General features: G+C 35.1%; 20 protein-coding genes. 17 read left to right on the top strand and 3 right to left on the bottom strand.

Annotated features, from left to right (window positions below; translation table 11 throughout):
- The first annotated feature begins 250 nt into the window (after positions 1–250).
- The 11 genes from G6O70_RS11450 to tnpA all read left to right on the top strand — a co-directional run bounded on the left by G6O70_RS11450 (position 251) and on the right by tnpA (position 12,990).
- The gene (locus G6O70_RS11450) at positions 251–910 is read left to right on the top strand and encodes a hypothetical protein (RefSeq protein WP_057869647.1); all 660 of its coding nucleotides are present in this window, start codon (positions 251–253) and stop codon (positions 908–910) included.
- Positions 911–1,047: 137 nt separating this feature from the next.
- The gene (locus G6O70_RS11445) at positions 1,048–2,700 is read left to right on the top strand and encodes an IS1182 family transposase (protein ID WP_219934282.1); all 1,653 of its coding nucleotides are present in this window, start codon (positions 1,048–1,050) and stop codon (positions 2,698–2,700) included.
- A gap of 46 nt (positions 2,701–2,746) precedes the next feature.
- The gene (locus G6O70_RS11440; protein ID WP_057869933.1) at positions 2,747–3,349 is read left to right on the top strand and encodes an LPXTG cell wall anchor domain-containing protein; all 603 of its coding nucleotides are present in this window, start codon (positions 2,747–2,749) and stop codon (positions 3,347–3,349) included.
- Positions 3,346–4,146, top strand: coding sequence for an NEAT domain-containing protein (locus tag G6O70_RS11435; RefSeq protein ID WP_057869932.1), 801 nt, complete (start codon positions 3,346–3,348; stop codon positions 4,144–4,146). Before G6O70_RS11440 ends, G6O70_RS11435 begins: the two co-directional genes overlap by 4 nt.
- 90 nt (positions 4,147–4,236) lie before the next feature.
- Positions 4,237–5,067, top strand: a complete 831-nt coding sequence (locus G6O70_RS11430; RefSeq protein WP_057869931.1) for an ABC transporter substrate-binding protein — start codon at positions 4,237–4,239, stop codon at positions 5,065–5,067.
- Positions 5,057–5,974: an iron chelate uptake ABC transporter family permease subunit gene (locus G6O70_RS11425; protein ID WP_057869930.1), complete on the top strand. Its 918-nt coding sequence runs from the start codon at positions 5,057–5,059 to the stop codon at positions 5,972–5,974. Before G6O70_RS11430 ends, G6O70_RS11425 begins: the two co-directional genes overlap by 11 nt.
- Positions 5,964–6,638, top strand: a complete 675-nt coding sequence (locus G6O70_RS11420) for an ABC transporter ATP-binding protein (RefSeq protein WP_057869929.1) — start codon at positions 5,964–5,966, stop codon at positions 6,636–6,638. The genes G6O70_RS11425 and G6O70_RS11420 overlap by 11 nt, the downstream gene beginning before the upstream one ends.
- 325 nt (positions 6,639–6,963) lie before the next feature.
- Positions 6,964–9,573, top strand: a complete 2,610-nt coding sequence (gene acnA, locus G6O70_RS11415; RefSeq protein WP_057869928.1) for an aconitate hydratase AcnA — start codon at positions 6,964–6,966, stop codon at positions 9,571–9,573.
- 28 nt (positions 9,574–9,601) lie between these two features.
- On the top strand, positions 9,602–10,705 hold the full coding sequence (locus G6O70_RS11410) for a citrate/2-methylcitrate synthase (RefSeq protein WP_057869927.1): 1,104 nt from the start codon (positions 9,602–9,604) through the stop codon (positions 10,703–10,705).
- Positions 10,702–11,979, top strand: a complete 1,278-nt coding sequence (gene icd, locus G6O70_RS11405) for an NADP-dependent isocitrate dehydrogenase (protein ID WP_057869926.1) — start codon at positions 10,702–10,704, stop codon at positions 11,977–11,979. The genes G6O70_RS11410 and icd overlap by 4 nt, the downstream gene beginning before the upstream one ends.
- A gap of 552 nt (positions 11,980–12,531) precedes the next feature.
- Positions 12,532–12,990: an IS200/IS605 family transposase gene (gene tnpA / locus G6O70_RS11400; RefSeq protein ID WP_057869925.1), complete on the top strand. Its 459-nt coding sequence runs from the start codon at positions 12,532–12,534 to the stop codon at positions 12,988–12,990.
- A 414-nt stretch (positions 12,991–13,404) separates the two neighbouring features.
- Here tnpA and G6O70_RS11395 read toward each other — a convergent pair whose 3' ends face one another.
- From G6O70_RS11395 to G6O70_RS11385, 3 genes are all read right to left on the bottom strand, one after another.
- Positions 13,405–14,379: an acyltransferase family protein gene (locus tag G6O70_RS11395; RefSeq protein WP_233419168.1), complete on the bottom strand. Its 975-nt coding sequence runs from the start codon at positions 14,377–14,379 to the stop codon at positions 13,405–13,407.
- A gap of 365 nt (positions 14,380–14,744) precedes the next feature.
- On the bottom strand, positions 14,745–15,485 hold the full coding sequence (locus G6O70_RS11390) for an amino acid ABC transporter ATP-binding protein (protein WP_057869924.1): 741 nt from the start codon (positions 15,483–15,485) through the stop codon (positions 14,745–14,747).
- Entirely contained in the window at positions 15,485–16,876 is a 1,392-nt protein-coding gene (locus tag G6O70_RS11385) for an amino acid ABC transporter substrate-binding protein/permease (RefSeq protein WP_373566425.1), read from the bottom strand. Before G6O70_RS11385 ends, G6O70_RS11390 begins: the two co-directional genes overlap by 1 nt.
- A 601-nt stretch (positions 16,877–17,477) precedes the next feature.
- Here G6O70_RS11385 and G6O70_RS11380 point away from each other — a divergent pair.
- From G6O70_RS11380 to G6O70_RS11355, 6 genes are all read left to right on the top strand, one after another.
- Positions 17,478–18,947, top strand: coding sequence for a DUF6020 family protein (locus G6O70_RS11380; RefSeq protein WP_157047965.1), 1,470 nt, complete (start codon positions 17,478–17,480; stop codon positions 18,945–18,947).
- Positions 18,948–19,459: 512 nt separating this feature from the next.
- Complete coding sequence (gene trpB / locus G6O70_RS11375; protein WP_057869921.1) at positions 19,460–20,662, top strand: tryptophan synthase subunit beta; 1,203 nt, start codon at positions 19,460–19,462, stop codon at positions 20,660–20,662.
- Positions 20,663–21,013: 351 nt separating this feature from the next.
- Positions 21,014–22,063, top strand: a complete 1,050-nt coding sequence (leuB, locus tag G6O70_RS11370; protein WP_057869920.1) for a 3-isopropylmalate dehydrogenase — start codon at positions 21,014–21,016, stop codon at positions 22,061–22,063.
- 5 nt (positions 22,064–22,068) lie between these two features.
- Complete coding sequence (gene leuC / locus G6O70_RS11365; RefSeq protein WP_057869919.1) at positions 22,069–23,445, top strand: 3-isopropylmalate dehydratase large subunit; 1,377 nt, start codon at positions 22,069–22,071, stop codon at positions 23,443–23,445.
- A 1-nt stretch (position 23,446) separates the two neighbouring features.
- Positions 23,447–24,031: a 3-isopropylmalate dehydratase small subunit gene (gene leuD / locus G6O70_RS11360; RefSeq protein WP_057869918.1), complete on the top strand. Its 585-nt coding sequence runs from the start codon at positions 23,447–23,449 to the stop codon at positions 24,029–24,031.
- A 12-nt stretch (positions 24,032–24,043) separates the two neighbouring features.
- The gene (locus G6O70_RS11355; protein ID WP_057869917.1) at positions 24,044–25,393 is read left to right on the top strand and encodes an MFS transporter; all 1,350 of its coding nucleotides are present in this window, start codon (positions 24,044–24,046) and stop codon (positions 25,391–25,393) included.
- Positions 25,394–25,457: the final 64 nt, after the last annotated feature.

Genomic DNA, 25,457 nt, shown 5'->3' with positions numbered 1-25,457 from the left:
TTTTAAAAAAAACACAAGTATATCTTAAAATAATAAGAAACGTTAAAGATGCAGAATTAATTTACGCTTTTTTTAAAGAATCTAATGTAATAAATATTGTGCACTAAGAAAGTTTCTTATCTATATAAATTATTTTTGATTAGTTATTGAATATTTTTTTGGATGTGCTAAAATTAGTTCAACTTAATTGATAGTGATTCTCAATTAAAAAGGGAGGAATATTTATGAAAAAAAGTTTATTTTTCTGTTAATGCTTACATTTGCCTTTTTTACGTTGGCTTTTAAGACGGCACGTATCAATGCAGATAGTGTAAAAGTCTTACCAACGGGTACATATACATTGAATGTTGGGTATTATAAAGATGAAGCTACAACCTCTGCTTCGTCAATGGATAACATGTGGGGTACATCTGTACAACTTGTTGTTGATTCAAGCAATGCGGCAAAATTAATTTTTTCTCAAGTGTCAGGTATGTCGATAATGACCGCTGCTAATTTCGATGGACACTCATTAGTTGAAAAAAGTGAAGGAAATACTGGTACATGGACGGCTAGCTTATCGTCTCAAGAAGCGTTGACTTTAGTTAATAGCGGTGTGTATTTAGCAGATGTAAGTTATAGTTCTGGTGGATATAATGGAAATCCTAGTTTTTATGTAAAAATTAATAGTGGTGTACCTGATGCAATTACTAAGACAACTTCTGATGCAGATTCGTCAAGCTCCAGCTCAGCAAGTTCATCATCGAGTTCGGCAAGTTCAAGTAGCACATCAAGCTCTAATGCAACTTCAACAAGTTCAAGTGCAGCAAGTTCAAGTAGCACACCAAGTTCTAACGCAACTTCAACAAGTTCAAGCAATGTATCAAGCTCTAATGCAAGTTCAATAAGTTCAAGTGGGGCTGTGCCATAAGTCCCTAAGTGAAAGAGCTTCACCAGAGAAAGTAATGATTTTTCTGGTGAAGCTCTTTTGGTATAATTAAAAATAAAAAAGCACTGGTTGGAGCCAGTACTTTCAAAAACAATACCCCTATAGAAAGGATAATCAAAATGTACAATAATTATAACATAAATCAGACTGTACTTAGTATTAAAACTGACTGGGAGCCAAAAGAAAATCATCCTGCACGGATGATTAATCAAATAGTTGAAGACCTTAAAATTAATGATCCTTACATCTTTGGACGACCGCGTAAGTATGATCTGCGTGTACTTTTAAAATTAATTTTGTTTGCGTACACAAAAGGTATCTTTAGTAGTCGCCGTATTAATACGTTGGCAGAAGAGAATTTGGCAGCCCGTTGGCTGACACAAGAACAGGTTCCAGCCTACCGAACAATTTGTCGTTTTAGAATTTCAGATGAAGTTGAGAGCTTGATTAATCAATGTATTCTAAAACTAACCAAATATCTGAAACAAAACAATTTTATTGATGAAGTTACTTTTATTGACGGGACTAAAATTTTAGCTGATGCCAATAAATATAGTTTTGTTTGGCGTAAGAATACGATTCGTTTTGACAAGCTTAATCGCTCTGCGATTATAACCCTTCTGGAAGAATTAAATGACGCTAAGTTTAAGTGTCAGCTCCCAGCAGAGACAGATCTTACTTTAGAAATGCTTGATGAAATTACCTTGCGGTTAGAAAATGACTTGAAAGATTTGAATAAAAAGATTGAAAAAGAACATATCTCTCCAAACCCAGACAAGTCAAGGCGTCGAAAACTAAAATCTTTAAAACGAAAACTTAAGTTACGGCAAACTAAATTATTAGCTCATAAAATACAAACCAGAATTTATGGTAAAAGAAATAGTTATTCAAAAACAGATCATGATGCAACTTTCATGCGTGTTAAGGAAGATCCAATGCTCAACGGACAGCTAAAACCGGCTTATAATCTACAAATCGCCACAAGTAAACAATTTGTAACTGCCTTCGGCATTTTTCAAAATCCAGGAGATACCAAAACATTAATTCCTTTTTTACAGCAACAAAAAGCAGCTGGAACTTTAGGTAAGTATATTGTGGCTGATGCAGGATACGGTTCAGAATCAAATTATCGATATCTCGAAGATGAATTACCTGAACATACAGCGTTAATTCCATATGGGACAATGTTAAAAGAAAATAGTCGCAAATGGAAAAGTGATGACCGTAAGGTCATGAATTGGGCGTATCATCCTAAAGACGATTATTTTATTGATCTGCAGGGAGTTAGATTTAGTTTTTATGCTTACCGTAAGCGCAAAGATAAGTACGGATTTGTACGTGAATTTAAAGAGTATCAGGCAAACAAATACGATAACGATTTTAAAATTGATCACCGAGCATTCACTAAAAACGGAAATCCTCGTAAAATAAGTATTAATAGCGCATGGGAGTATTTCAAAGCTAAGGAACGCAAGTTGCTTTCAAATCACCAAACTGGTTCAATTTACGGACAACGTAAAATAGATGTTGAATCAGTTTTTGGTGGATTGAAGGCTTGTTTGGGTTTTAAAAAATTTTCGGTTAGAGGTCTTGAGAAGGTAAAAAGGGAAGCTGGAATTGCCTTGATGGCAATGAATATTAGAAAATTGGTGGCGAAAGGCACCAATTATAACTGTTTTATAAACAAAAAGAAGAGATTAGTGAAAATCAAAGAACGATTTTCACTAATCTCTTCTATTTTGAAGGACTTATGGCACAGCCCCAACAGTTGAATATCATCAGGTTGATGGTAACGGCAATGATCTAAATGTTTTATCAATGATTCAAGAAGATGGTATCTGGAATACAGCAATTAAGATCCAAAAAAATACTGATGGAACAGCGACCGTTACAATTACGCAGGGCAAAATGATGAATTATATGACAACAGTTAAATTTGATGGTGTAGAAATGACTAAAAATGTTGCTTCAGCAGATGCGGTTAGTGGCACATGGACGGCTGTTTTGAGTAAAGAAAAAGTTGCTAATTTAACAGTAGGAAACAAGATTTTGCTTGATATGACATATACAGTTCCAAATATGTTTACCCATAATGTTCAAGCGTTGGCAGTCATAAAAAGTATCAACGAAGTCGGATCCGGAAAGGAGTCTGGTAGTAACGGAACCACAACGGCTGATAAGAAGATTACAGATGTAGTTGCACCAGCACAGGCAGTTTCTACAGATCCGCACAACAGTTCATCAAGCAGCGATAGTTCTATAAGTTTAAGTGCTGATAGTTCTGTAAAATCAAGTGAAATGACCCTTCCACAAACAGGCGAGTCTAATTATTCCTATGCTTCAATCTTAGGTGTCTTAGCACTTATTACTGCGGTTGGATTAGGAGGAACACTTTTAAGCATTAGGAGATCTGGCAAATGAGAATTAAATATTTATTAGTAGTCGCAGGAACTTTCTTATTGGTTTTCTTCATGAAAACGATAGAAGTTTCTGCTTCTTCATATCAGGTTAATTATACGATTGAAAAATATGGTACATCGCAGACATCTATTGCAGATGCATATTTTGTAAAACCAGCAACAGTTTCAGTTGGGCAAGAACAATATAATGTTAGTATCACAGTCAAAACAAGTCATGATTTAGGTTCATTTCCTGTACAAATTTTAAATATTAACGGTCAGGGACCACAAGTCAGTAAAAGTACCTCTGGAAATGAAGATTATTACACCTTTTCCTTTACTACCAAGTCAGTGAAGCAGTCAATATCAGGAAATATGAAAGTTGATATTGATAGCATGGATTATCATCACACATATGGTTTTAATTTATTAATGAATAGCGGAAGTGTTCCCGAACTTTCTAGTAGTTCATCTTCGGCCAGTCAACAAAGTACTACGGCAAGTTCGAAGCAAACCAACAGTTCAATATCTAGTAGCAGTACGGCTAATAAAACTGCATCTTCAAGTAATACTAGTTCAACTGCAGCAACGAGCTCATCTAGTTCTGTCTCAATAGAGTCTTCTGCCACTACTTCAAACATAGCCAGTTCAAGTACAAGTGAGACAAAGTCAGCTAGTGAAAAGGAAAACAGCGGTAAAAAGAAATATAGCAGTAAAAAGACTAAGTATAAAGAAGATGGGACAAAAAAAATAAAAAAAGAGAGAACAAGAATAATAAGAGCAAAAGCACTAATAAGAGCGTGCTCGGATTTTCAATAACAGCAATAGTAATTGGTGGCTGTGTTGGAGCGTGGGGGTTGATTCGCCATTATAAGATCTAAAAAAATAATTTCAAGCATTATTATCTTAGTGGCAGTGCTTGGATTAGTGTATTTGAGTCAGCAAAAACAAAGTAGTCAAACATCTGAAAAACAGCCCAGAATAGTAGCAACGACAGTAGCTATTACAGAAGTTTTTGCCCACTTAAATATGAAATTAGTTGGTGTTCCGAGTGATAGTAGCCTTCAAAAAGTACCTAATAAATACCATAATGTTACACGTGTGGGCAATCATGTGAGTATTAATTGGGATAACTTGTTGACGGCTAAACCCGATATAGTCTATGTAGACTCTGAACTGACGGATGAGTATCAAGGCAAGTTAAAAGAACAAAAGATAGGTATGAAATCCTTAAATTTTCAAAATTATGGAAGCTTAGTAAAGAGCATTAAATATTTGGGTAGGAAGTATGATAAACAAAAAGAGGCGCAGAAACTTCTTTCTCAAATAAAAATAAAAAAAATTAGTCGGGTTCAAAAACCTAAAGTATTGATCTTAATGGGAATGCCTGGCGGAAGTTTCTTGGTAATGAACTCAAAAACTTACTTAGGTGATTTGGTTAAAAGAGCTGGTGGTGAGGTAGTTGGAGCCAGCCCGTCTTCGCTTTATACTACAGCGAGTAGTGAAGCGATTGTCCAAGCTGATCCGGATATTGTTATTCGGTTAGCACATGCAATGCCTAAACAGGTAAAAGCAGCTTTTATAACAACTTTCAAACAAAGTCCTTATAATAATTTGAAAGCAGTTAAGGAGAAACATGTCTACGATGTAGTAGCACCAAAATTTTCACCAACGGCTAACTTGAAAGTTAAACAAGCATACAATCAGGTAAAGAGGTGGCTTGATCAGATTGACAAATAAGCAAAAAAAATGTTTTGTTTTAATGCTTTTAGGATGTATTCTTATAGTTCTTTTTCAGTTAATATTCAGAATAGGAAATCAAAGCAGCTGGCAATTAATTATTATTCAATTAAGGTTGCCAAGGTTAATATTTGAACTTGGAACAGGGTTTGCTATAGGATTAAGTGCGTTGTTGCTTGCAGCAACATTGAGACAGCCCTACCTTGATGGCTCTATGATAGGGATTGCAAGTGGTTCAGAATTAATGATTGCATTAATAACGGTTTTATTCCCAAGTTCATTAACATATCGTGTCTTAATTGGGACTGTTGCGGGAATACTGTGTTTATTATTATTGCGCGGCAGTATCTTCAAATATCATAATCATGTTTTGTTCTTAGTTATAGGTGGATTTTGTCTCGCAATGTTTTTCAACGCACTTACAACTATCTTGACTGAAAGCAGTGGATGGACTGGTAAAAGTTTGGCCAATGTTACATGGCTTGATGTCAGCTGGCTGTTTCTGATTGTTTCGCTTGTAATTGCTTCTTGGAGAAAAAATAGCAGATATTTACAATACTTTGCTTTACCTGAGCTGCAGACCAAACAACTTGGAATCGATGAAGCAAAAATTGCCATGAATTTACAGTTAATTGCAGCAGCTTTATTAGGTGCAGTAACAGCTGTTTTAGGAACTGTTTTTTTTGCAGGAGTGATAATTAATCAGTTGGTTCGTGAATATACTCATCTTGGAATAATCGCAAGAATACCATTTGTTATTACTTTTAGTATTTTAGATGTGCTTTTGGCAGATACAGTTGCGCATTTTATTTTTTATCCAACTGAATTACCCACGAACGCAGTTTTATTGGTATTATTAGCACCTGCATTCTTATTGCTATTAATGAGGTGGTCGCGTGCAGTTTGAAGAATTAACAATTGAATATAACAAGAAACCAGTTTTTCAAGAAATCAGCGGAGCTTTGCAAGATCAACAAATAACAGTTCTCTTAGGTCCAAATGGCAGTGGTAAAACAACATTAATGATGGCAATGGCACAGCTTATCTCCCCTAGTAGGGGAAGCATAATAAGGAATGCAGAAACATTTTTTTACTTGCCACAAAAAAATCAGGTTTTTGATTATGTCACTGTAGGACAATTACTTGAAATTGCTCAACTACATGGTAGAAAAAATAATATTACAAATACAGAAGATATAATAAAAAGTCTAGGATTGAAGAAGTTGTTAACCAGTGATGTTAATAATTTGTCGGGTGGACAGCAGCAAAGAGCGTGGTTGGCTTATGCGTTTCTACAAGATACCAATATTTTACTGCTCGATGAACCATTGACGTACTTGGATGTAAAATATCAACAAGTTTTTTATGACATGGTAATGGAAGAAAAGAAAAAAGGACGAACTTTTCTTATTAGTTTACATGATATTGTATTTACGCGTAAATGTAGTGATAACATTTGGTTCTTGACTGCTAATCAATTAGTTTCAGGAACAAAAGAGCAAATTTTGACACAAAGGGCCATTCGTAAATACTTAGGAGTTAAAAATTATTTTTTTGATGACAGTGATTAAGTATTTTGAAAACACTATGAATTTGATAGTGAACTAAATTCAAAAAAAAAGAAATGAAGTGAATTGAGATTTAAATTTCAATCCACTTTATTTTTTTTATGAAAAAAATAAAGATACTAACAAAAATAAGAATAATAGCAAAAACAGTTTATTTTGTAAATGAAATGGTGCTTATATAATTGTTTAGCTAAATGGAAAAGTAATAAAATGCACAAATAGTAAATAAAAAGGAGAAATTAACACTGCTTGTAAGTTGTCCATTATTAAAACTATGTTAGAATTAGCAAAAATTATAAGGTTTTAAAAAGAGGATGGAGGTTTAATTATGGCAGATGATTATAGCAATAATATCCGAATTGGTGATAAGGAATACCAATTTTATAATATCGATAAATTTATGATGGATAATGGAAAAAAAGTTCAAGAGCTTCCTTATTCGATTAGAATATTATTAGAGTTAACATTGCGTAGAAGTGATAAATATTCTGAGATGAAACAATTTCTTCCTAATTATCTAGATTGGGATCAAAAACATGAACATGATATTCCTTATAAACCTGAACGCGTTATATTACAAGATTTTACGGGAGTCCCTGCATTAGTTGATTTAGCGGCAATGCGCGAAGAATATGAAGCTCAAGGAGAAGATCCAAATGAAATAAATCCAGATGTGCCAGTTCATCTTGTAATTGATCACTCTGTTCAAGTTGATATGGCGGGTAATGAAGACGCATTTGAATATAATATTGCACAAGAATTCAAGCGTAACAAAGAAAGGTATTTATTTTTGAAGTGGGCTCAAGAAAGTTTTGATAATCTTTCTGTAATACCGCCAGATACTGGAATTATTCATCAAGTTAATCTTGAATACCTTTCAGCAGTTATCAGACAATCTGATGATGCCGTCCCTGTTTTGTTTCCAGATACGTTAGTTGGAACCGATTCTCATACTACAATGATTAACGCATTGGGAGTTCTTGGTTGGGGAGTTGGTGGGATTGAAGCAGAAGCCAGCATGCTTGGACAAGAATCTTATTTTCCGATGCCTCAGGTTGTAGGAGTACGGCTGACTGGCAAATTACCGGTGACAGCCACAGCAACTGATTTGGCCTTGACCTTAACGCATTTATTAAGAGAATTCAATGTTGTTGGAAAATTTGTTGAGTTTTACGGTCCAGGTTTAAAAGATCTTCCGCTAGCTAACCGAGCGACAATTTCAAATATGGCTCCTGAATATGGAGCAACTTGTGGATTTTTCCCAATTGATCAACAAACAATAGACTATTTGAGGTTAACAGATCGGACTAAAGAACAAATTGAAATTGTTGAAACATATGCTAGAGAAAATTCTTTGATGTATCAAGAAGATGAGGATAACCAAAGAAAATATTCAGAATATGTTGAATTAGATTTAAATGAAGTTGAAAGTAGTGTTGCTGGACCAAAGCGACCACAAGATTTGGTTAAATTATCCCAGTTATCGCAACAATTCAGAAAGTACGACGAATTGGAGAATTGTGGTGTTAGTATCGAAGAAAAAGAATTTCAACTTCGCCCAGGGGCATTGGGAATTGCAGCAATTACGAGTTGTACAAATACATCGAATCCAGAGATTTTAATTACAGCGGGCTTATTGGCTAAGAAGGCTGTTGAAAATGGATTGAAGGTTCCAGAGTATGTAAAAACCTCTTTTGCACCTGGCTCACGTGTCGTTACGGAATATCTGGTCACGGCAAAGTTACAAAAATATCTTGATAATTTAGGATTTAACATAGTTGGTTATGGTTGTACAACATGTATTGGAAATTCAGGAAAACTGAAGGACGGAGTACAAGATGTAATAGAAAAAACGAGTTATCCAATCGCTGCAATTGAAAGTGGCAATCGTAATTTTGAAGGTAGGGTAAATCCACTTATTAAAGATACTTATTTAGCTTCACCGCCACTAGTTGTTGCGTATGCACTGGCTGGAACACTTGATATTGATTTGAGTAAAGATGCTATTGGATACAATAAAATGAATAAACCGGTATATTTAACTGATCTTTGGCCAACCTCAAAGGAAGTAAGTGAGGCAATTCACAAATATGTAAAACCAAAGCTTTTCTCCAACAATTATAGTAATATTTTTAAGCAAAATGCAAGCTGGAATGCCTTACCAAGCACTAAATCTATTAATTATAAGTGGGATAAAAAGTCAACATATCTTGCTTCACCTCCATTATTTGAAAATAATGAAAAAAAGTTAACAGATTTGCGGGTCTTAGCCAAGTTAGGTGATTCAATAACAACCGATCACATTTCACCAGCTGGTTTTATCGGTCAAAGAACACCCGCTGGAAAGTATCTACTAGCACATGAAGTAAATCCGAAAGATTTTAATTCCTATGGTTCACGACGAGGAAATCATGAAGTTATGATTCGAGGGACACTTGCAAATATCCGTCTTCAAAATCAGTTAACTCCAGATAAACAAGGTGGTTTTACCAAGGATTGGTTAACTGGCGAAGAAACTACAATTTATGAAGCTGCAATGAATTATCGTACGCAAAAAATAGGATCGATAATTTTAGCGGGGAAAGATTATGGAATGGGCTCATCTCGTGACTGGGCAGCTAAGGGCGTTCAGTTATTAGGAGTTAAGGTGGTGATTGCTGAGAGTTTTGAACGAATTCATCGCTCTAATCTAGTAATGATGGGAGTTTTACCATTGCAATATTTACCAGGCGAGGATGCACAGTCACTTAAGTTAGACGGAACAGAAAGTTTTTCAATTACATTAGATAGAAAATATGCCCATGTAATAGCCAAATCTACAAATAAAATCACTAAGTTTGATGTAATTTCGCGCTTTGATGCACCGATTGATATTAAATATTACCAAGCAAACGGAATTTTACCCTATGTATTAGAAAAAAAGATTTCTGGAAATTAATGAGTTAGTATGAAGGAGGAAAATGAGGATGGATTACCCAAGAGGCTTAGCAGGTGTGGTGGTTGATCAAACTAAAATAAGTTCTACAGCCGGAGCTCACTTAACTTATGCTGGTTATCCGATTGAAGAGTTAAGTGAAGCTTCATTTGAAGAAGTTGTCTTTTTATTATGGAATACAAGGCTCCCCAACGAACAAGAACTTTATGATTTTCGCGCTGATTTAGTTAGCAAAATGGTTTTACCAGCTGAAACAATTCGCTTATTGCTGTATATTGCTAAAGAACCGCAACATCCAATGAGTATTCTTAGGACAACCACTTCACTTTTAGGGACAACAAATGATGTTGAACATGATGAACCACCAAAGATTTTGGCAAAAATGTTGACAGCAATTGCTGCCATTTTACGAATCAGAGACAATGAACCGTTAATTGCTGTTGATCCTAATTTGAACGTTGTTGAAAATTTTTTATATATGATTAAAGGAAAACGACCGGATCGAAAGTTGACTAAGATGTTTTCAAGCGTAATGATTTTACAAGCTGATCATGAATTTAATGCTTCAACATTTACAGCACGGGTGGTTGCTTCGACTTTTGCGGATTATTATTCATGTTTAACAGCGGCTGTTTCTGCATTAAAAGGACCTTTGCATGGTGGTGCCAATGAACGTGTTTTTGAGATGATTGAAGAAATCGAAAAAGAACAAATTGATCCCAAAGATTTTGTTGAACTTCAATTAAAAAAGAAGCGTAAAATCATGGGCTTTGGTCACCGAATTTATAAGAATGGAGATCCGAGAGCTTTTATTTTGGAAGAGATTGCAGCTGAATTGGCTCCTGAAACTGGAAATAAGCAGTATCTTAAGATTCAACAAGCACTTGCTAAATATATGTTAGAGCGATTTGGACTCCATCCGAATGTTGATTATTATACAGCACTGATATATCACTGCCTTGGACTTGATAAGTCAGTGTTTACTATGATTTTTGCAACTTGTCGGACAGCAGGTTGGCTAGCACACATCATGGAACAACGCCGAGAAAATTGTCTAATTCGTCCCAATTCAGAGTATGTTGGGCCGACTAATCAACATTATTTACGGAAGGAGTCAGAGGAGGATTATAAATGAAACAACCAGAAAAAATAAAGATTATGGATGAACAATTGATTGTTCCTGATAATCCGATAATTCCATATATCGCTGGAGATGGAATTGGACCAGAAATATGGCAAGCTGCGCAACGTGTTTTTGATAGAGCTGTTTGTAAGGTTTATGGTGATTATCGAAAAGTACATTGGAAACAACTTTTTGCTGGTGAAACAGCTTATCAGAATAGTGGAAATTGGCTGCCAGATGAGACATTGAAAGCTTTCAGAGAGTATTTCGTTGCAATAAAGGGACCGTTAACGACTCCAATTGGAGAAGGACACCGTTCAATCAATGTGACACTAAGACAGGAACTAGATTTATTTGCGTGTGTTCGACCTGTACAATATTATATTGGGACACCTTCGCCCGTGAAACATCCGGAAAATGTTGATATTACAGTCTTTAGAGAAAATACAGAAGATATCTATGCTGGGATTGACTTTGAAAGTGGTTCAACAGAAGCAGAAGAATTATTGAATTTACTTAAGAAAAATCAGCAATCTAATAAGGTGCGTTTTCCTGAAACCTCATCCTTTGCAATCAAACCTGTCTCAAGTGAGGGCTCTAAAAGAATTGTAAGAGCAGCACTTGACTATGCGATTGCACACAAAAAAAGCAGTGTTACTCTTGTACATAAGGGTAATATCATGAAAAAAACAGAAGGTAGTTTTAAAAAATGGGGGTATGAAGTCGCTGCAACCGAGTTTAAAAATCAGGTATTTACAAACCTTGAATATACTCAGATTAAACAACAACAAGGTCAGTCAGCTGCTGTTCAAGCCCAACTACAAGCAAAAAAAGATGGTAAGGTAATTGTCAATGACATCATTGCTGATAATTTTTTTCAACAATCGTTGTTACATCCAGAAAACTTCGATGTAGTTGTAACTCTAAATTTAAATGGAGATTATATATCAGATGCATTGGCTGCTCAAGTTGGCGGGATTGGAATCGCACCTGGTGCAAATATTAATTATCAGACTAAGCGGGCGATTTTCGAAGCAACTCATGGAACTGCTCCTCAATTTGCAGGACAAAATAAGTTGAATCCAACTTCACTTATTCTTTCAGGTGTAATGCTATTTGAATATATTGGTTGGGGCAAAGTTGCCTTGGAAATTAAGACGGCAATTGCAACCGCAATTGAAAAACAACATGTTACGATTGATTTTGCAGCTGAATTATCCAATGCAGTTGAACTTTCAACAAGTGATTTTGCGGATTATTTAATTGAGTTAATAACTAAAAAATGATGTATAGAATTTAACTGATTAAGTTTTGATAAGGAACAGTTAAGGAACCTGAATTATAAAATTCATTAAAATAAAAATATTAAAAAAAGATTGACATAGTGATTTTCAAGCGTTAAGATCACATTAAGTTTTTTATTAAAAATGACAAATTTATGAGAAGAAGAGTAACCATGTATGCTAATTATTAAGAGAGCCTAAATTGCTGAAAATAGGCATTAGTTTAACTGGGTGAAGATGAACTTTGAACAAATGATATTTGGTTTTACGCCAAATATTCGGTAGGAACCGTTAATTTCCCTGGTATTTTTGTACTGTTGAGGCACTTTTAGTGCGAAAAAGGGTGGTAACGCGAATAATTTCGTCCCTTGCTTAAAGATAACTTTTGAGCAGGGGGCTTTTTTTGTTACAGAACAAAAAATTTAGTTTAATACCCGCGAATAAACCACAAGTTTTACTTGTGGGGGTGAAAAAAGCTTTAGCGTGAAAAACTCCCTTTCGATATAATTAGTTTCGGCTACCAACCAAAACTACATTCGAAAGGGAGTTTTTGCCTTGTCTAAAGACGATAATAGCTTAGCACACACAAGATGGAATTGTAAGTACCACATTATATTTACACCCAAGTATCGGCGCAAGAATATTTATGGTGAATTAAAGCAAGATATTGGTAGGATTTTACGACGTCTGTGTGAATTGAAAGAGGTTGAAATTATCGAGAATGCCATGCCTGATCGTATTCATATGTTAGTTAAAATTCCGCCTAAAATGAGTGTTTCGAGATTCATGGGTTATTTAAAAGGACGAAGTGCCGTTATTATCCATGAGAGACATGCCAATTTGAAATATAACTATGGCAATCGAAGTTCCTGGGCACGCGGATATTACGTTAGCACGGTTGGTTTGAATCAGAAGACCATTCAAAAATACATTCGAGAACAAGAATCTGAGGATCGATTGAGTGATAGTATGAGCAAACGGGAATATATCGATCCATTTAAACAGTCAAAATAAAAATAAGAATAATGCTGTAGCAGTTGGTAGTGGTTTGCTGGGCCCCTTTAAGGGGCTTTTTGTGTCGGGTCAAGCCCTTCTAGGGCTAAAAAAAGCCACCAGCTATGCTGGTGGATGATTACTTTTGAATAAACTTTATCACTAGACCATAGTTAAGATTAGCAGTAGTAAGAAGTTATAATCAGGAGTGCCATGTCTAATCTTTATAAGTCGAAATGTTTTTAATGGGTGAAATATTTTGTTTTTTTAAGGGGTGCCAGTTGGGACGCCCAACTAGAAAACCAAGAGGTGTTACTTTGTAGCATATCCAAGCAAGCTCGAATGAGATAAAAATAACAGTAATCCAGCCAACAGGGATGAGCACGATTAGCAGCCAATTGGGCAACGAGAGTGTATTTAAAATTGTACTTATAATTAGCAACCCAATTGTCTGATCAAGTACATACCAAAACTAACTTTAACAGCTCGATCCATCAAAGATTCTAACCAGATTGGTAGGCCCTGAGCTTGCCGTTTGGCATACTTTTTACCGATCCAAAAGATTAGACTGAGCATTATAATATCATAGCAAACGATATAAGGTTGATGGAGGGACAATGCGTGATCGCTGTCTAAGTGTAAATATTGTTGGTTCCAAATACGATAATAAATAATCATGCCAAAAGCCATTAATATAGCTAGTGCTGCAATTTTTTTAATATGTTTATCAAGAAAATCATACACTTTTTTGTGATATAACCAAGTGTAAACGCCGAAGAATATATAGAATTGATATGCAAAGATATTGATACTGACAGCTTTAATCCAATAAGGCCAAGAACTAGTATCAGCTTGACTCATTCCATATTTAATCCAGAAATCTAGTAATAATTGGATAGTAAAACTGATTGAGAGAATCAGTGAATGATGGTTTGTAAAATGTTGAAAAAGATAAACAATTACGGGAAATAGCAGATATAATTGCATTACCAGCAACATGTAATAAAGATAAAAGCTACTTCCATGTAGAACAATTGTAAAGTATTTATTGCCAAATGAATTAAGTGAATAATTCGGGTTACCAATTAATATCATTAAAAACATTAAAAGAGCATTCCATGAGAGGTAGGGCCAGATACTGCCACCAAATCTTTTTTTGAGAAATTTCGGCCAATCATGCTTTTTAAAATATGTCATTGTTAGAACAATTCCGCTAATGAAAATAAATCCCATCCTAGTATAGTGAAACATAACACGGGTACTACGGATAGTGTAATAAGCATTACCATCTGTCATTACTGAAGTAAATTGGTTAACTGTATGATTGAATAATACCCCTAGCGTAAAAAAGATACGCATAAAATCAATTTCATACAAATGTTGTCTTTTCTTTGTAGTAGTATTAGTCAAAATAAACCTCTTTCTAAATAAATATATTGAAGTATAAGTTATACATTATTTTAGAAGAAACATAAGATTTTTTTTGAAACGATATTTGTTTGTTTTTCAAATAAAACATGAACATTTAGAGAACAAAGTAGTGAATAGCAGCAGGTAATAAAATTTGATATTAGCAGAGAATTTTGATTTATAAAGTACAGTTATTCATAATAAATAAATGAAAAAAATGAGGAATATTCCTAGCATTAAAATAGAAGATTTAATGCTAGAAGTATTCCTCAAAATAACCTAATTTTTTTATTGAGTTAAACCTGGATATGCTTGTTTATCCGACATTTCCAAATGCTTTACATCGATGTTTTTGCTAGTTCAATCTAAACATTGATAACCTTATCCAAGAAAGACTTTGTTCGTTCGTTTTGCGGATGATCAAACACATCTTCAGGCTTGCCTTCTTCAACAACGACACCGTCTGCCATAAAGACCACACGATCAGCCATTTCTTTTGCAAAGCCCATTTCGTGGGTAACAACAACCATGGTCATACCTTCTTTTGCCAACTTCTTCATTACCTCTAAAACATCACCGACCATTTCAGGATCGAGTGCTGATGTTGGTTCATCGAATAGCATGATATCAGGGTTCATTGCAAGAGCACGTGCAATTGCCACACGTTGTTTTTGACCACCTGAGAGAGATTGAGGTTTTGCATCATACTTATCCTCTAATCCAACAGTTTCAAGCAGTTTTTTTGCTTGTGAAGCAGCATCTTCTTTGGAGAGTTTACCTAATTCAACAGGTGCAAGCTCAATATTTTCTCCAACTGTTAAATTGTTAAAGAGATTAAAATGCTGGAAAACCATTCCAATATTTTCACGAGCATGGTCAATATTAGTTTTGGTGTTACTAATATCTTCCCCGTCAATTGAGACTTTTCCAGAAGTGGGATCCTCTAATCTATTCAAGCAACGTAAAAGTGTACTTTTCCCCGAACCAGAAGGTCCGATTAATACGACAACTTCATTATTGGCGACTTTGAAATCAATGCCTTTTAGAACATGATTATCACCAAAACTCTTATTTAAATCTGATACATCTACTTTTAAATTAGCCATTAGTCATTAATCCTCCGTTCAACCCATTTAGATAGTAGTGTCAACAATGTGATAATTAAGAGGTAAATTACAGCAATGATTGCCCAAACTTTGAAGCCTTCAAGGTTACGAGCAATGATAATTTTACCTGTTTGTGTTAATTCTAGAATTCCGATAATTGATAGAATTGAAGTATCCTTCAAAGTGATAATAAATTGATTAATGAATGAAGGAATCATAATTTTGATACCTTGTGGCAAGATAACTTTACGCATTGCTTTACCAAAAGGCAGTCCCAAGCTTCTTGCAGCTTCCATTTGTCCACTGTCAACAGCTTCAATTCCACCTTTAACGAATGCAGCGGTATATGCCCCTTCGTTTAGGGTCAAGGTTATAATACCAGCGACGAAAGCCGGTATTTTGGTACCAGTCAAACTTGGAATACCATTATAAATAAACAAGGCTAAAACTAGCAAAGGCAATCCTCTAAAAATGTAGACAATTGTAGTAGAGGTACCGCGTGCAAACTTGTTAGGCAAAACACCAAGTAATCCAATGAGAATTCCAAAGATGGTTGCACAAACGATAGAAACGATTGTTAACTTAATTGTTTCTAAAATACCATTTAGGATGGCTTGTTGATTTTGACGCAAGAGACCTAAGAAAGTTTTATCTTCGGAGTTTGCTTTGTTAGACTTGCTTGTAGCCGCCTTACCAGTATATTTCTTGATAATTTGATCATATTTACCATTTTTCTTTAGTTTAGCAAGTCCCTCGTTGAACATTTTAAGTAATTTTTGATTTTGCCCTTTTTTAACAGCAAAACCGTATTGACCAATATCTGCAGGCTTAGTAACAACCTTAAGACCTAAACCTGTTTTAACTCCATAGTTAAGTACGGCACTATCATCGAAACAAGCTACAGAATTGCCAGTTTTAACATCATTGTACACATTATCGGAATCATCAAATGTTACAACTTTGAATCCATATTTGTCCTTAATTGAATTTGCATATGTAGCACCTTGTGTACCAGTTTTAACGGCAACTGTTTTTCCCTTTAATCCCTTAAGATTGGTAATCTTACTGTTAGGAGCAACCGCCATTACAATTCCAGATTCATAATAAGGAGTTGAAAAGTCTAATGTTTGTTTACGTTCGTCCGTAATTGTCATTCCGGCAATTACACCATCAATCTGTCCAGAGCTAAGTGACTGAACTGCAGCGTTGAAACCAAGTGGTTTTATATCAACCTTAAAGCCTTCCTCTTTAGCGATGGAGCGGATTAATTCCATATCAATTCCTACGTATTTATTATTAGAATTTGCATAAACAAATGGTGGGAAAGTAACATCTGTACCAATTGTATAAGTCGTAGCAGCATGGACTTGAGGAGCTTGCCAAGCAAACATCCCTAAAGTTGCAAAAAATAATGCAAAAAAAAGTTTTAATCTGATTTTCATTTAATTTTCTCCTATCTTTTGATACTATATGCCAATTATATCACATAGGTGTGATTAAAAATTATCTCATCAATTAATTATAATTAGTTTAGTAAGATTATTTATTTAATAAATTAAAAAAAGCACAAAAATTTTCTTTGAAAACGTAGAAAAATATCGAATATAGGTTAACATAATTATAGAAATTGTGAGAAAAAATATGCGCACATGCAATCCAAATTATGTTAGTCAAAATAGCAAAATAAACATTGTAGATTGTATCATTTTTCTTAAACACATAGAATCTTTAAGATTAGTGCAGATATTTTGTGTTAAAAGAATTACTACAAGCCAAAAACCTGAATATTTTTATTGAATAAAAAGTGTCTGCGCTGTAAAGTAAATATTTGAAATGCTCTTGTCTGTACCTCGTTTTCAGTAATTTTACATTTAACGAAGAATTTTTTGTTTACATGTTATATCAGTAAATTAGATGAATAATGCTAAAAAACAGATGTTAAATTGTATTATTATGGCTGATCTAATCAAGTTAGTAGTTTGGAGAGAAAAAATGAACATAGTAAAATTAAATAGTAAATTTGAATATACATTAAATTTGATGGTATCATTGATGCTTGCGGCTGCGCCTAAATATATTCAGATGGGCTATTGCAAATTTAATCTGGGGTATTTTCTTACAGTACTTTGGGTATTTATGGCACTGACAGTCATTAGTTGGGGATTAAGAAGTAAGCTCTTAAATAATTCTATCAACAAAGACGCCTTTTTTGATAGCAATAAGTGGATTAAAAACATCTTTAACAGTAAATACAGTGTTTTATATATTACTCTAATAATCTTTAGTTGTTGGCTACCAGTGATAATATCACTTTATCCGGGAACATTAATCAATGATACTTGGGGACAATTAGGTGAATTTATAAATTTCTCAAAGGGAGGTGTTATTCACAAGGGAGTTCTTTCTGACCATCATCCATTTGTAGACACTTTAATAATGGGAAGCATAATTACACCTTTTGGAAAACTTTTTCATAATTGGCAGTTAGGGATATTTGTGTATGTTATAATTCAGGCTTTTTTTAGTGCACTGAGTTTTTCACTAACTGTTAAATATGCGCATGCAAAACTGATGTTGAAGAATATTTTTTTGGTATTTATGGTTGCATTCTATGCACTTTGTCCAGTTTTCCCTGCAAGTGTCCAAACGGTATCTAAAGATGCATTATTTTCTTGGATATATGTGATATTTATCATTTTATACATAGAGGCGATTAGAACAAAATGCCAATGCTTTAATAATATTAAATATGATATTTGGATGATTGTGGTTGCATCCCTTAGCATATTAACAAAAAAAGTGGGATTGTATGTAATTTTATTTTCTTTGTTAGCATTGATTTTTTTGATACCTAAAAATCGTATCAAATCATTTGGTGTATTAATAGTAACTCTATTTATATCTGTTGGATTGTCTGGAATGATAAAAAGTAATCTTAAGGTTGTTCCTGGGGGAAAACAAGAAATGTTTTCTTTACCATTTCAACAAACTGCAAGGTATTACAAATATTATAAAAATGAAGTAACAAAAAAAGAGTATAGAACACTTAATGAAGTTGTAGATATGAAAAATATTGACAAGAGGTATAATCCAACTTTAGCTGATCCGGTCAAGGGATACAATGATCGTGGTAGTACTCAACAATATATTAATTATTTAAAAGTATGGTTTGCAGAAGGAATCAAGCATCCTAGGGTTTACTTTGACGCTGGAGTTGCAATGTTATCGGGCTGGTTTTCTTTTTCAGAGTACAACCCCTTAATGGAAATGTCATGGCATTCGCAATTAAATCCAAGTTTAATTCCAAGTACTGTTCCAGATAGAAGGGGATTTTTCAAATATAGTTCAGATACTACGCAACAATTTTTTAATGATCTGTATTCTAATCCGCTATTTACTATTTTCTTATTATGCATTTTATGCAACATTAATCCCAGTGTTTGTCATCTCAACGTTATGTAAAAAATGGTATTCAACTGAATTAAAATATTATTGGCTTGCTATGGTTCCGCTGATCTTATCGCTAGTTTTAGGGTGTTGGCTATCACCTGTTTCCATTGTGTTTGAAGGAAGAAGATATCTGTATCCCGTGGTATATACACTTCCAATTATGGTTGCTCTTTGTGTTTCAATGTATCAGAAGAAAAGTGTCAATATGTTTAAAAGAGACGATGGATAAAAATAATAAAACACTTGACTTTTGATTAAAATAAAGTGATAATAAGCAACAATTAATGACGGAAAGGATGACTGTATTATGATTTTAAACATTCAAAAATGGCAACTTTGGCGTAGCTAGGGCGAGTCGGATGTTTTTTATGGACATAGACTTGCTTAATTACTTTTGTAGTTTTGAGAGAGTCTATGCCAGATACAGTTTATTCAAAGACTGATGGTGCATAGTTGTGTGCTGTCAGTCTTTTTTATTTGGACTAGACTCTCCTTTTATAAAAAATAAAAAGGAGTTTTTTATTATGACAGAAAAAAATGCAGTACAAGCAAAAAAAGGATACTACGGGATTTTTGGTGGACAATATGTTCCAGAAGACGTTGCCAATGCGTTACAGCAACTCGAAAATGCATATCTAAAATACAAGAATGATGCAGATTTTAGAGCGGAGCTTGCTTATTATTTAAAGGATTATTCTGGGCGTGAAACACCACTTTATTTTGCCGAGTCGTTAACCAAAAAATTGGATGGAGCAAAAATATATTTAAAGCGAGAAGATCTGAATCACTTAGGAGCACATAAATTAAATAATGTCCTTGGTCAGATACTTCTAGCAAAAAGAATGGGGAAAACAAAAGTAATTGCAGAAACAGGTGCAGGTCAACATGGAGTTGCAACAGCAGCCGCAGCCGCAAAGTTTGGGATGGAATGTGAAATATTTATGGGTGCAGAGGATGTACGACGCCAAAAACTGAATGTTTTTAGAATTAATTTATTAGGTGCTAAGGTCCATTCTGTGAGTGAAGGTAATGGAACTTTAAAGAATGCTGTTGATGCGGCTTTTGGCTATTTTGCGCAACATTTAGACGATACGTTCTATGTACTTGGTTCTGCCGTGGGACCACATCCCTATCCAACAATTGTTAAGGATTTTCAAAGCGTTATTAGTAAAGAAGCGCGGAAACAGATTCTAGAGAAGGAAAATCGATTACCAGATGCAATAATTGCTTGTGTCGGTGGTGGGTCAAATGCGATTGGAGCATTTGCCGAGTTTATTAATGATCCAGAAGTTAAGCTTTTTGGTGCTGAAGCAGCTGGCAAAGGTGTTAATACACCAGATAATGCGGCTACGATGACAAATGGAACAGTCGGGGTTTCGGATGGTATGAAGACATATGTCTTACAGGATGAAAAAGGAAATGTATTGCCAGCTTACTCGATTTCTGCAGGACTTGATTATCCAGGGGTTGGACCTGAACATGCATATCTCAAGGATACGAAAAGAGCACAATATGATGCAATTACAGATCAAGAAGCGATTGATGCGTTTGTTTTACTATCTAAAACTGAAGGAATAATTCCAGCATTGGAAAGTTCACATGCAGTTGCAGAAGCTGTAAAAATTGTGCCTAAAATGAACAAGGATCAAATAGTGATCATTAATATTTCTGGACGTGGGGATAAAGATGTTGAGCAAGTTGCTAATTTTTTAGGAATTGAATTGTAGTTCAGTAAGACTAGAATGTTATGCAATTAACAATTTATTTCTACATTTTAAATATTCCAAATTAATATTTATTAGAATTTATTTCATTTTTCCATTGACAATTAACGTAAATGGCGTTAAATTATTTTTAAATTAAACGAAAGGAGTCCTAATCATGAATAATAGTATGCGTAATAGTTTCACAATTGAATTTGCCCTACTACTATGACCCAGGACTCTGACATTATTAGTCGAGTCCTGTTTGCGTTATAGGAATGGGGCTCGAGCGGAAGGCGTCTCATTCTAAATTGAATGAGGCGCCTTTTTTTGTCTGAGTGAAACCAAATAAAAAATAAGTAGGAGGAGTATTGAATGCAAATAAAAAAGATTGCAGTTTTACAAGGTGATTATATTGGACCAGAAATAATGAATTCAGGTCTTGAGGTATTGGAAGCTGTTAGCCAAGAAACTAATTTTGAATATCAAATACATAAATATCCCTTTGGCGGTGAGGCAATCGATTGCTGTGGTGAACCTTTGCCCCAAAGTACCATAGAGGGATGCAAAAAATCAGATGCGGTCTTATTGAGTGCGATTGGAGGACCTAAGTGGGATAAGGCAAAGATTAGACCAGAAGCAGGTTTGTTAGCAATTAGAAATGAACTTGGATTGTTTGCCAATATCCGTCCAACGAAGGTCAATCCAATCTTAGCTAGGAAGTCCCCAGTCAAACCAGAGGTGATTCAGGATACTGATTTTGTAATTGTAAGGGAATTGACGAGTGGAATATATTTTGGAACTCCCAGAAAGCAAGAAAAGTATGAGGCAATTGATACTTCAAGATATACGGTGGAAGAAATCGAAAGAATCATGCATATAGGCTTTGAAATGAGTATGCACCGCAAGAAACATGTAACGATTGTCGATAAAGCCAATGTCTTAGCTACTTCAAAATTATGGCGGAAAGTAGCGCAGAAAATGAACAATGATTATCCAGAAGTTGTCGTGGATTACTGTTATGTAGATGCTGCAGCAATGAAAATTATTACTCAACCAAGTTTCTTTGATGTAGTAATCACAGCAAATCTGTTCGGAGATATTTTGAGTGATGAGGCATCAGTTCTAACTGGTTCACTTGGAACAATCCCCTCTATGAGCACAGGTGTTACTGGCCCAAGTCTATATGAACCTATTCATGGTTCTGCACCTGACATTGCTGGCAGAGGAATTGCTGATCCAATCTCGATGATTCAAAGTATTGAGATGATGCTACGGGAATCATTCGGTGAATACGAGCTCGCTGATAGGATTACGAATGCAGTTGAACAGGCTATTACAAAGGGAATCGTAACACCTGATCTTGGAGGAACAGCAACAACTAAAGAAGTTACAACACAAATAATTGAAAATTTGAGAGGATGAAAAAAATGGGAAAAACATTATTTGATAAACTTTGGGAAAAACATGTAGTTAGTGGTGAAGAAGGCAAACCGCAATTAATGTACGTGGACTTGCATCTAGTGCACGAAGTTACCTCACCGCAAGCCTTTGAGGGATTAAGAATGAACAAACGGACAGTGAGACGCCCAAATCGAACTTTTGCAACAATGGATCATAATGTGCCAACGAAAGATATTTTTAATATTAAAGATCAAATTTCACGTAAACAGATTGAAACGCTGCGAACAAACTGTAAAGAATTTGGGCTTCGTTTAGCAGATATGGGCAATGAAGATCAAGGAATAGTTCATGTAATTGGACCACAGCTTGGACTTACACAACCCGGACAAATTGTTGTTTGTGGTGATTCGCATACCGCAACCCATGGAGCATTTGGCTCAATTGCTTTTGGAATAGGTACATCTGAAGTTGAACATGTACTTGCTACACAGACAATTTGGCAGCTTAAGCCCAAGACAATGGGAATTCATTTACATGGTGAACTGCAAGAAGGAGTCGCTGCTAAGGATATTATTATGGCGTTGATTGCGCAAAATGGTGTAGATTTTGGGACCGGATATGCAGTTGAATTCTTTGGCGAAACATTGCAAGAGTTATCCATGGAAAATCGAATGACTATCTGCAATATGGCAATTGAAGGTGGGGCGAAAATGGGAATGATGCGTCCAGATCAAACGACTTTTGAATATCTGAAAGGTCGCAAGTATGCACCTAAAAATATGGATAAAGCAATTGAATATTGGAAACAATTTTACACAGACGATGTTGATGATTATGATACTGTCATTGAATTTGATGTTAGTACATTAGCACCCTATGTTTCGTGGGGAACTAATCCTTCAATGGCAATTCCAGTAGATGCAAAGTTACCAAAAATTACAGACATGAATGTTCAACGGGCGTACGATTACATGAATTTAAAACCTGCAATTAATGCAACAGATATCCCAATCCAATGGATTTTTATTGGCTCATGTACAAATGGGCGCCTAGCTGATATTCAAGAAGCAGCACGAATCATGAAAGGTCACCATGTTGCTGAGAATGTAACTGCTTGGATTGTTCCAGGTTCAAGAACAGTTAAAAATGAAGCTGAAAAATTAGGGTTGGATCAAATATTTAAAGATGCGGGATGCGAGTGGCGTGAACCAGGATGTTCAGCATGTTTAGCGATGAATCCAGATAAGATTCCTGCAGGAATTCATTGTGCGTCAACAACTAATCGTAATTTCGAAGGGCGTCAGGGAAAGGATGCAAGGACACATCTTGCAAGTCCAGCAATGGTCGCAGCTGCAGGAATTCATGGACATTTTGTTGATATTCGCCAAAAGGAGGCAATTTAAGATGGAAGCAATTACAGTACACACGGGAAAAACAATCTCTTTGATGAATAATAATATTGACACAGATCAAATTATTCCAAAACAGTTTTTGAAGAATATCTTAAAGGTAGGGTATGGGCAGCATCTTTTTCATGACTGGCGCTTTTTGGATAACGGGCAGCCTAATCCAGATTTTATTTTGAATAAGCCAGAGCATCAAGGGGCAACTATTTTAATTAGTGGAGATAACTTTGGCTGTGGGTCCTCACGTGAACATGCTGCGTGGGCTCTTAAAGATTGGGGATTTAAAATTATAATTGCTGGTGGATATAGTGATATCTTTTTCATGAATTGTACTAAAAACGGGATTTTACCAATTATATTACCGCAAGCTATTAGAAATACCTTGGCTCAAATGGCATCTGATGACGAAATAACAGTTGACTTACCTCAGCAAAAGGTAATGTGGCAAGATAAAACATACTCCTTTGAAATCGATGCGACTTGGAAGCAGAAACTTATCGATGGAATAGATGATATTGAACTAACACTAAAACAAGAAGAGAAGATAAGAAATTTCGAAGAGCAGATGCCAGCATTTGAGTAAGGAGAGATATATATGGAAGAAACAATTAATTCACGAGATGTACAAGATGAGAAAAAAGCAGTGCAATTAAGAACAAGAATGAATCAGATTCAGCCAACAACAACATTTTATAAGATTTTCATTTTAGTTTCCGCTGGGATGTTCCTAGATGCAATTGATGTGTATTTAGCAAGCGGAGTAAGCAGTTATTTGTTAGAAACAAATTGGTCAACCTTGAAACTTAATTCAATTTTTTTAGCAGTCGGTTTTTTTGGCTTATTTTTAGGATCAGTATTTGCTGGTGTTGTGGGGGATTTTTTTGGGAGAAAGAAGGCCTATCAACTTAATTTGATAATTTTTGGTTCATTCACGCTGATAGGTTCATTTGCACCTAATATGTATTTCTTAATTGCTTGTCGTTTAATCGCAAGTATTGGTTTAGGAACTGAGATAGTTACGGGATTTGCAATGATTAATGAATTTGCACCAGTTAAGAGTCGTGGTAAATGGTGTGCTTTGACTTCATTTATCGCTAACTGCGGAGCTCCTATTACAATGTTAATGTGTACTTTATTAATTCCTCATTTCACATGGAGAATAATGTTTGTTATTTCTGGAGCTTCAGCATTAATTTTGTGGTATTTCCGACGTAGCTTACCTGAATCACCTCGCTGGGGTATTGCACACGGCCATATCCAAGAGGCACAGGAAGTTATTACTGAAATTGAAACTGAGATGAAGAATGAAGGAATAAGTGAAGCTCAAGCTAATTCAAAAATGAATAATAGGATATCCTCAGAGGATGTCAATAATCATTTTACACGCAATTTGTTTGTTGCAATTTTCGCAGTTTCTGCAACTATCGTGTGCCAATATACGTTTACTTCATGGGTACCAACACTCTTGGTTAAACAAGGAATCAATATCGTTTCTTCTTTAGGATTTACGACAGTGATGATGTTAGGAGCACCAACGGGGGCATTTTTAGGTTCACAATTGATTGATAGAGTTGGAAGAAAGCGGACAATTGTTACAGCATTTATTTTAGCTGGAATCTTAGGAATTATTTATTCGAAGCATAGTAGCCCTGTTATGGTAATGATACTCGGATTCTTACTGACCACATGTTTTTATGTATTAATGGCTTCAGTTGTGGGTGTCTATGTTTCGGAATTATTTACAACTAAGTATCGATTTCGGGGTGCTGGAATTGCGAATGGAATCTCTAAGTTAATAACAGTGGGGATGCCAATTGGAGTTGCATGGCTTCTTAGTATTTCAAATACAACGATGATTTTTGTTGTAATAAGTAGTTTTGCTGTTGTTGCAGCGATCATTGTATATTTTTTTGGACCTGAAACCAATAATCAAGAAATAGATTAGATTATTATGTATATTAATGTTTACACCCTTTCTTTTTAGACCGATTTGCTTTAAAATTCTAAAT

The organism is Liquorilactobacillus hordei DSM 19519 (genome assembly GCF_019443985.1).
In the GTDB taxonomy this organism is placed as follows: Bacteria; Bacillota; Bacilli; order Lactobacillales; family Lactobacillaceae; genus Liquorilactobacillus; species Liquorilactobacillus hordei.
The sequence above is the reverse complement of the archived record's forward strand: the minus strand, read 5'-3'. Positions and strand labels throughout refer to the sequence as shown.

Excerpts from the sequence above, each read along its gene's own strand:
- G6O70_RS11450 (WP_057869647.1), top strand. The coding sequence starts at position 251 with ATGCTTACATTTGCCTTTTTTACGTTGGCTTTTAAGACGGCACGTATC.
- G6O70_RS11445 (WP_219934282.1), top strand. The coding sequence starts at position 1,048 with ATGTACAATAATTATAACATAAATCAGACTGTACTTAGTATTAAAACT.
- G6O70_RS11440 (WP_057869933.1), top strand. The coding sequence starts at position 2,747 with ATGATTCAAGAAGATGGTATCTGGAATACAGCAATTAAGATCCAAAAA.
- G6O70_RS11435 (WP_057869932.1), top strand. The coding sequence starts at position 3,346 with ATGAGAATTAAATATTTATTAGTAGTCGCAGGAACTTTCTTATTGGTT.
- acnA (WP_057869928.1), top strand. The coding sequence starts at position 6,964 with ATGGCAGATGATTATAGCAATAATATCCGAATTGGTGATAAGGAATAC.
- G6O70_RS11410 (WP_057869927.1), top strand. The coding sequence starts at position 9,602 with ATGGATTACCCAAGAGGCTTAGCAGGTGTGGTGGTTGATCAAACTAAA.
- icd (WP_057869926.1), top strand. The coding sequence starts at position 10,702 with ATGAAACAACCAGAAAAAATAAAGATTATGGATGAACAATTGATTGTT.
- G6O70_RS11390 (WP_057869924.1), bottom strand. The coding sequence starts at position 15,485 with ATGGCTAATTTAAAAGTAGATGTATCAGATTTAAATAAGAGTTTTGGT.
- G6O70_RS11385 (WP_373566425.1), bottom strand. The coding sequence starts at position 16,876 with ATGTTTGCTTGGCAAGCTCCTCAAGTCCATGCTGCTACGACTTATACA.
- G6O70_RS11380 (WP_157047965.1), top strand. The coding sequence starts at position 17,478 with ATGAACATAGTAAAATTAAATAGTAAATTTGAATATACATTAAATTTG.
- trpB (WP_057869921.1), top strand. The coding sequence starts at position 19,460 with ATGACAGAAAAAAATGCAGTACAAGCAAAAAAAGGATACTACGGGATT.
- leuB (WP_057869920.1), top strand. The coding sequence starts at position 21,014 with ATGCAAATAAAAAAGATTGCAGTTTTACAAGGTGATTATATTGGACCA.
- leuC (WP_057869919.1), top strand. The coding sequence starts at position 22,069 with ATGGGAAAAACATTATTTGATAAACTTTGGGAAAAACATGTAGTTAGT.
- leuD (WP_057869918.1), top strand. The coding sequence starts at position 23,447 with ATGGAAGCAATTACAGTACACACGGGAAAAACAATCTCTTTGATGAAT.
- G6O70_RS11355 (WP_057869917.1), top strand. The coding sequence starts at position 24,044 with ATGGAAGAAACAATTAATTCACGAGATGTACAAGATGAGAAAAAAGCA.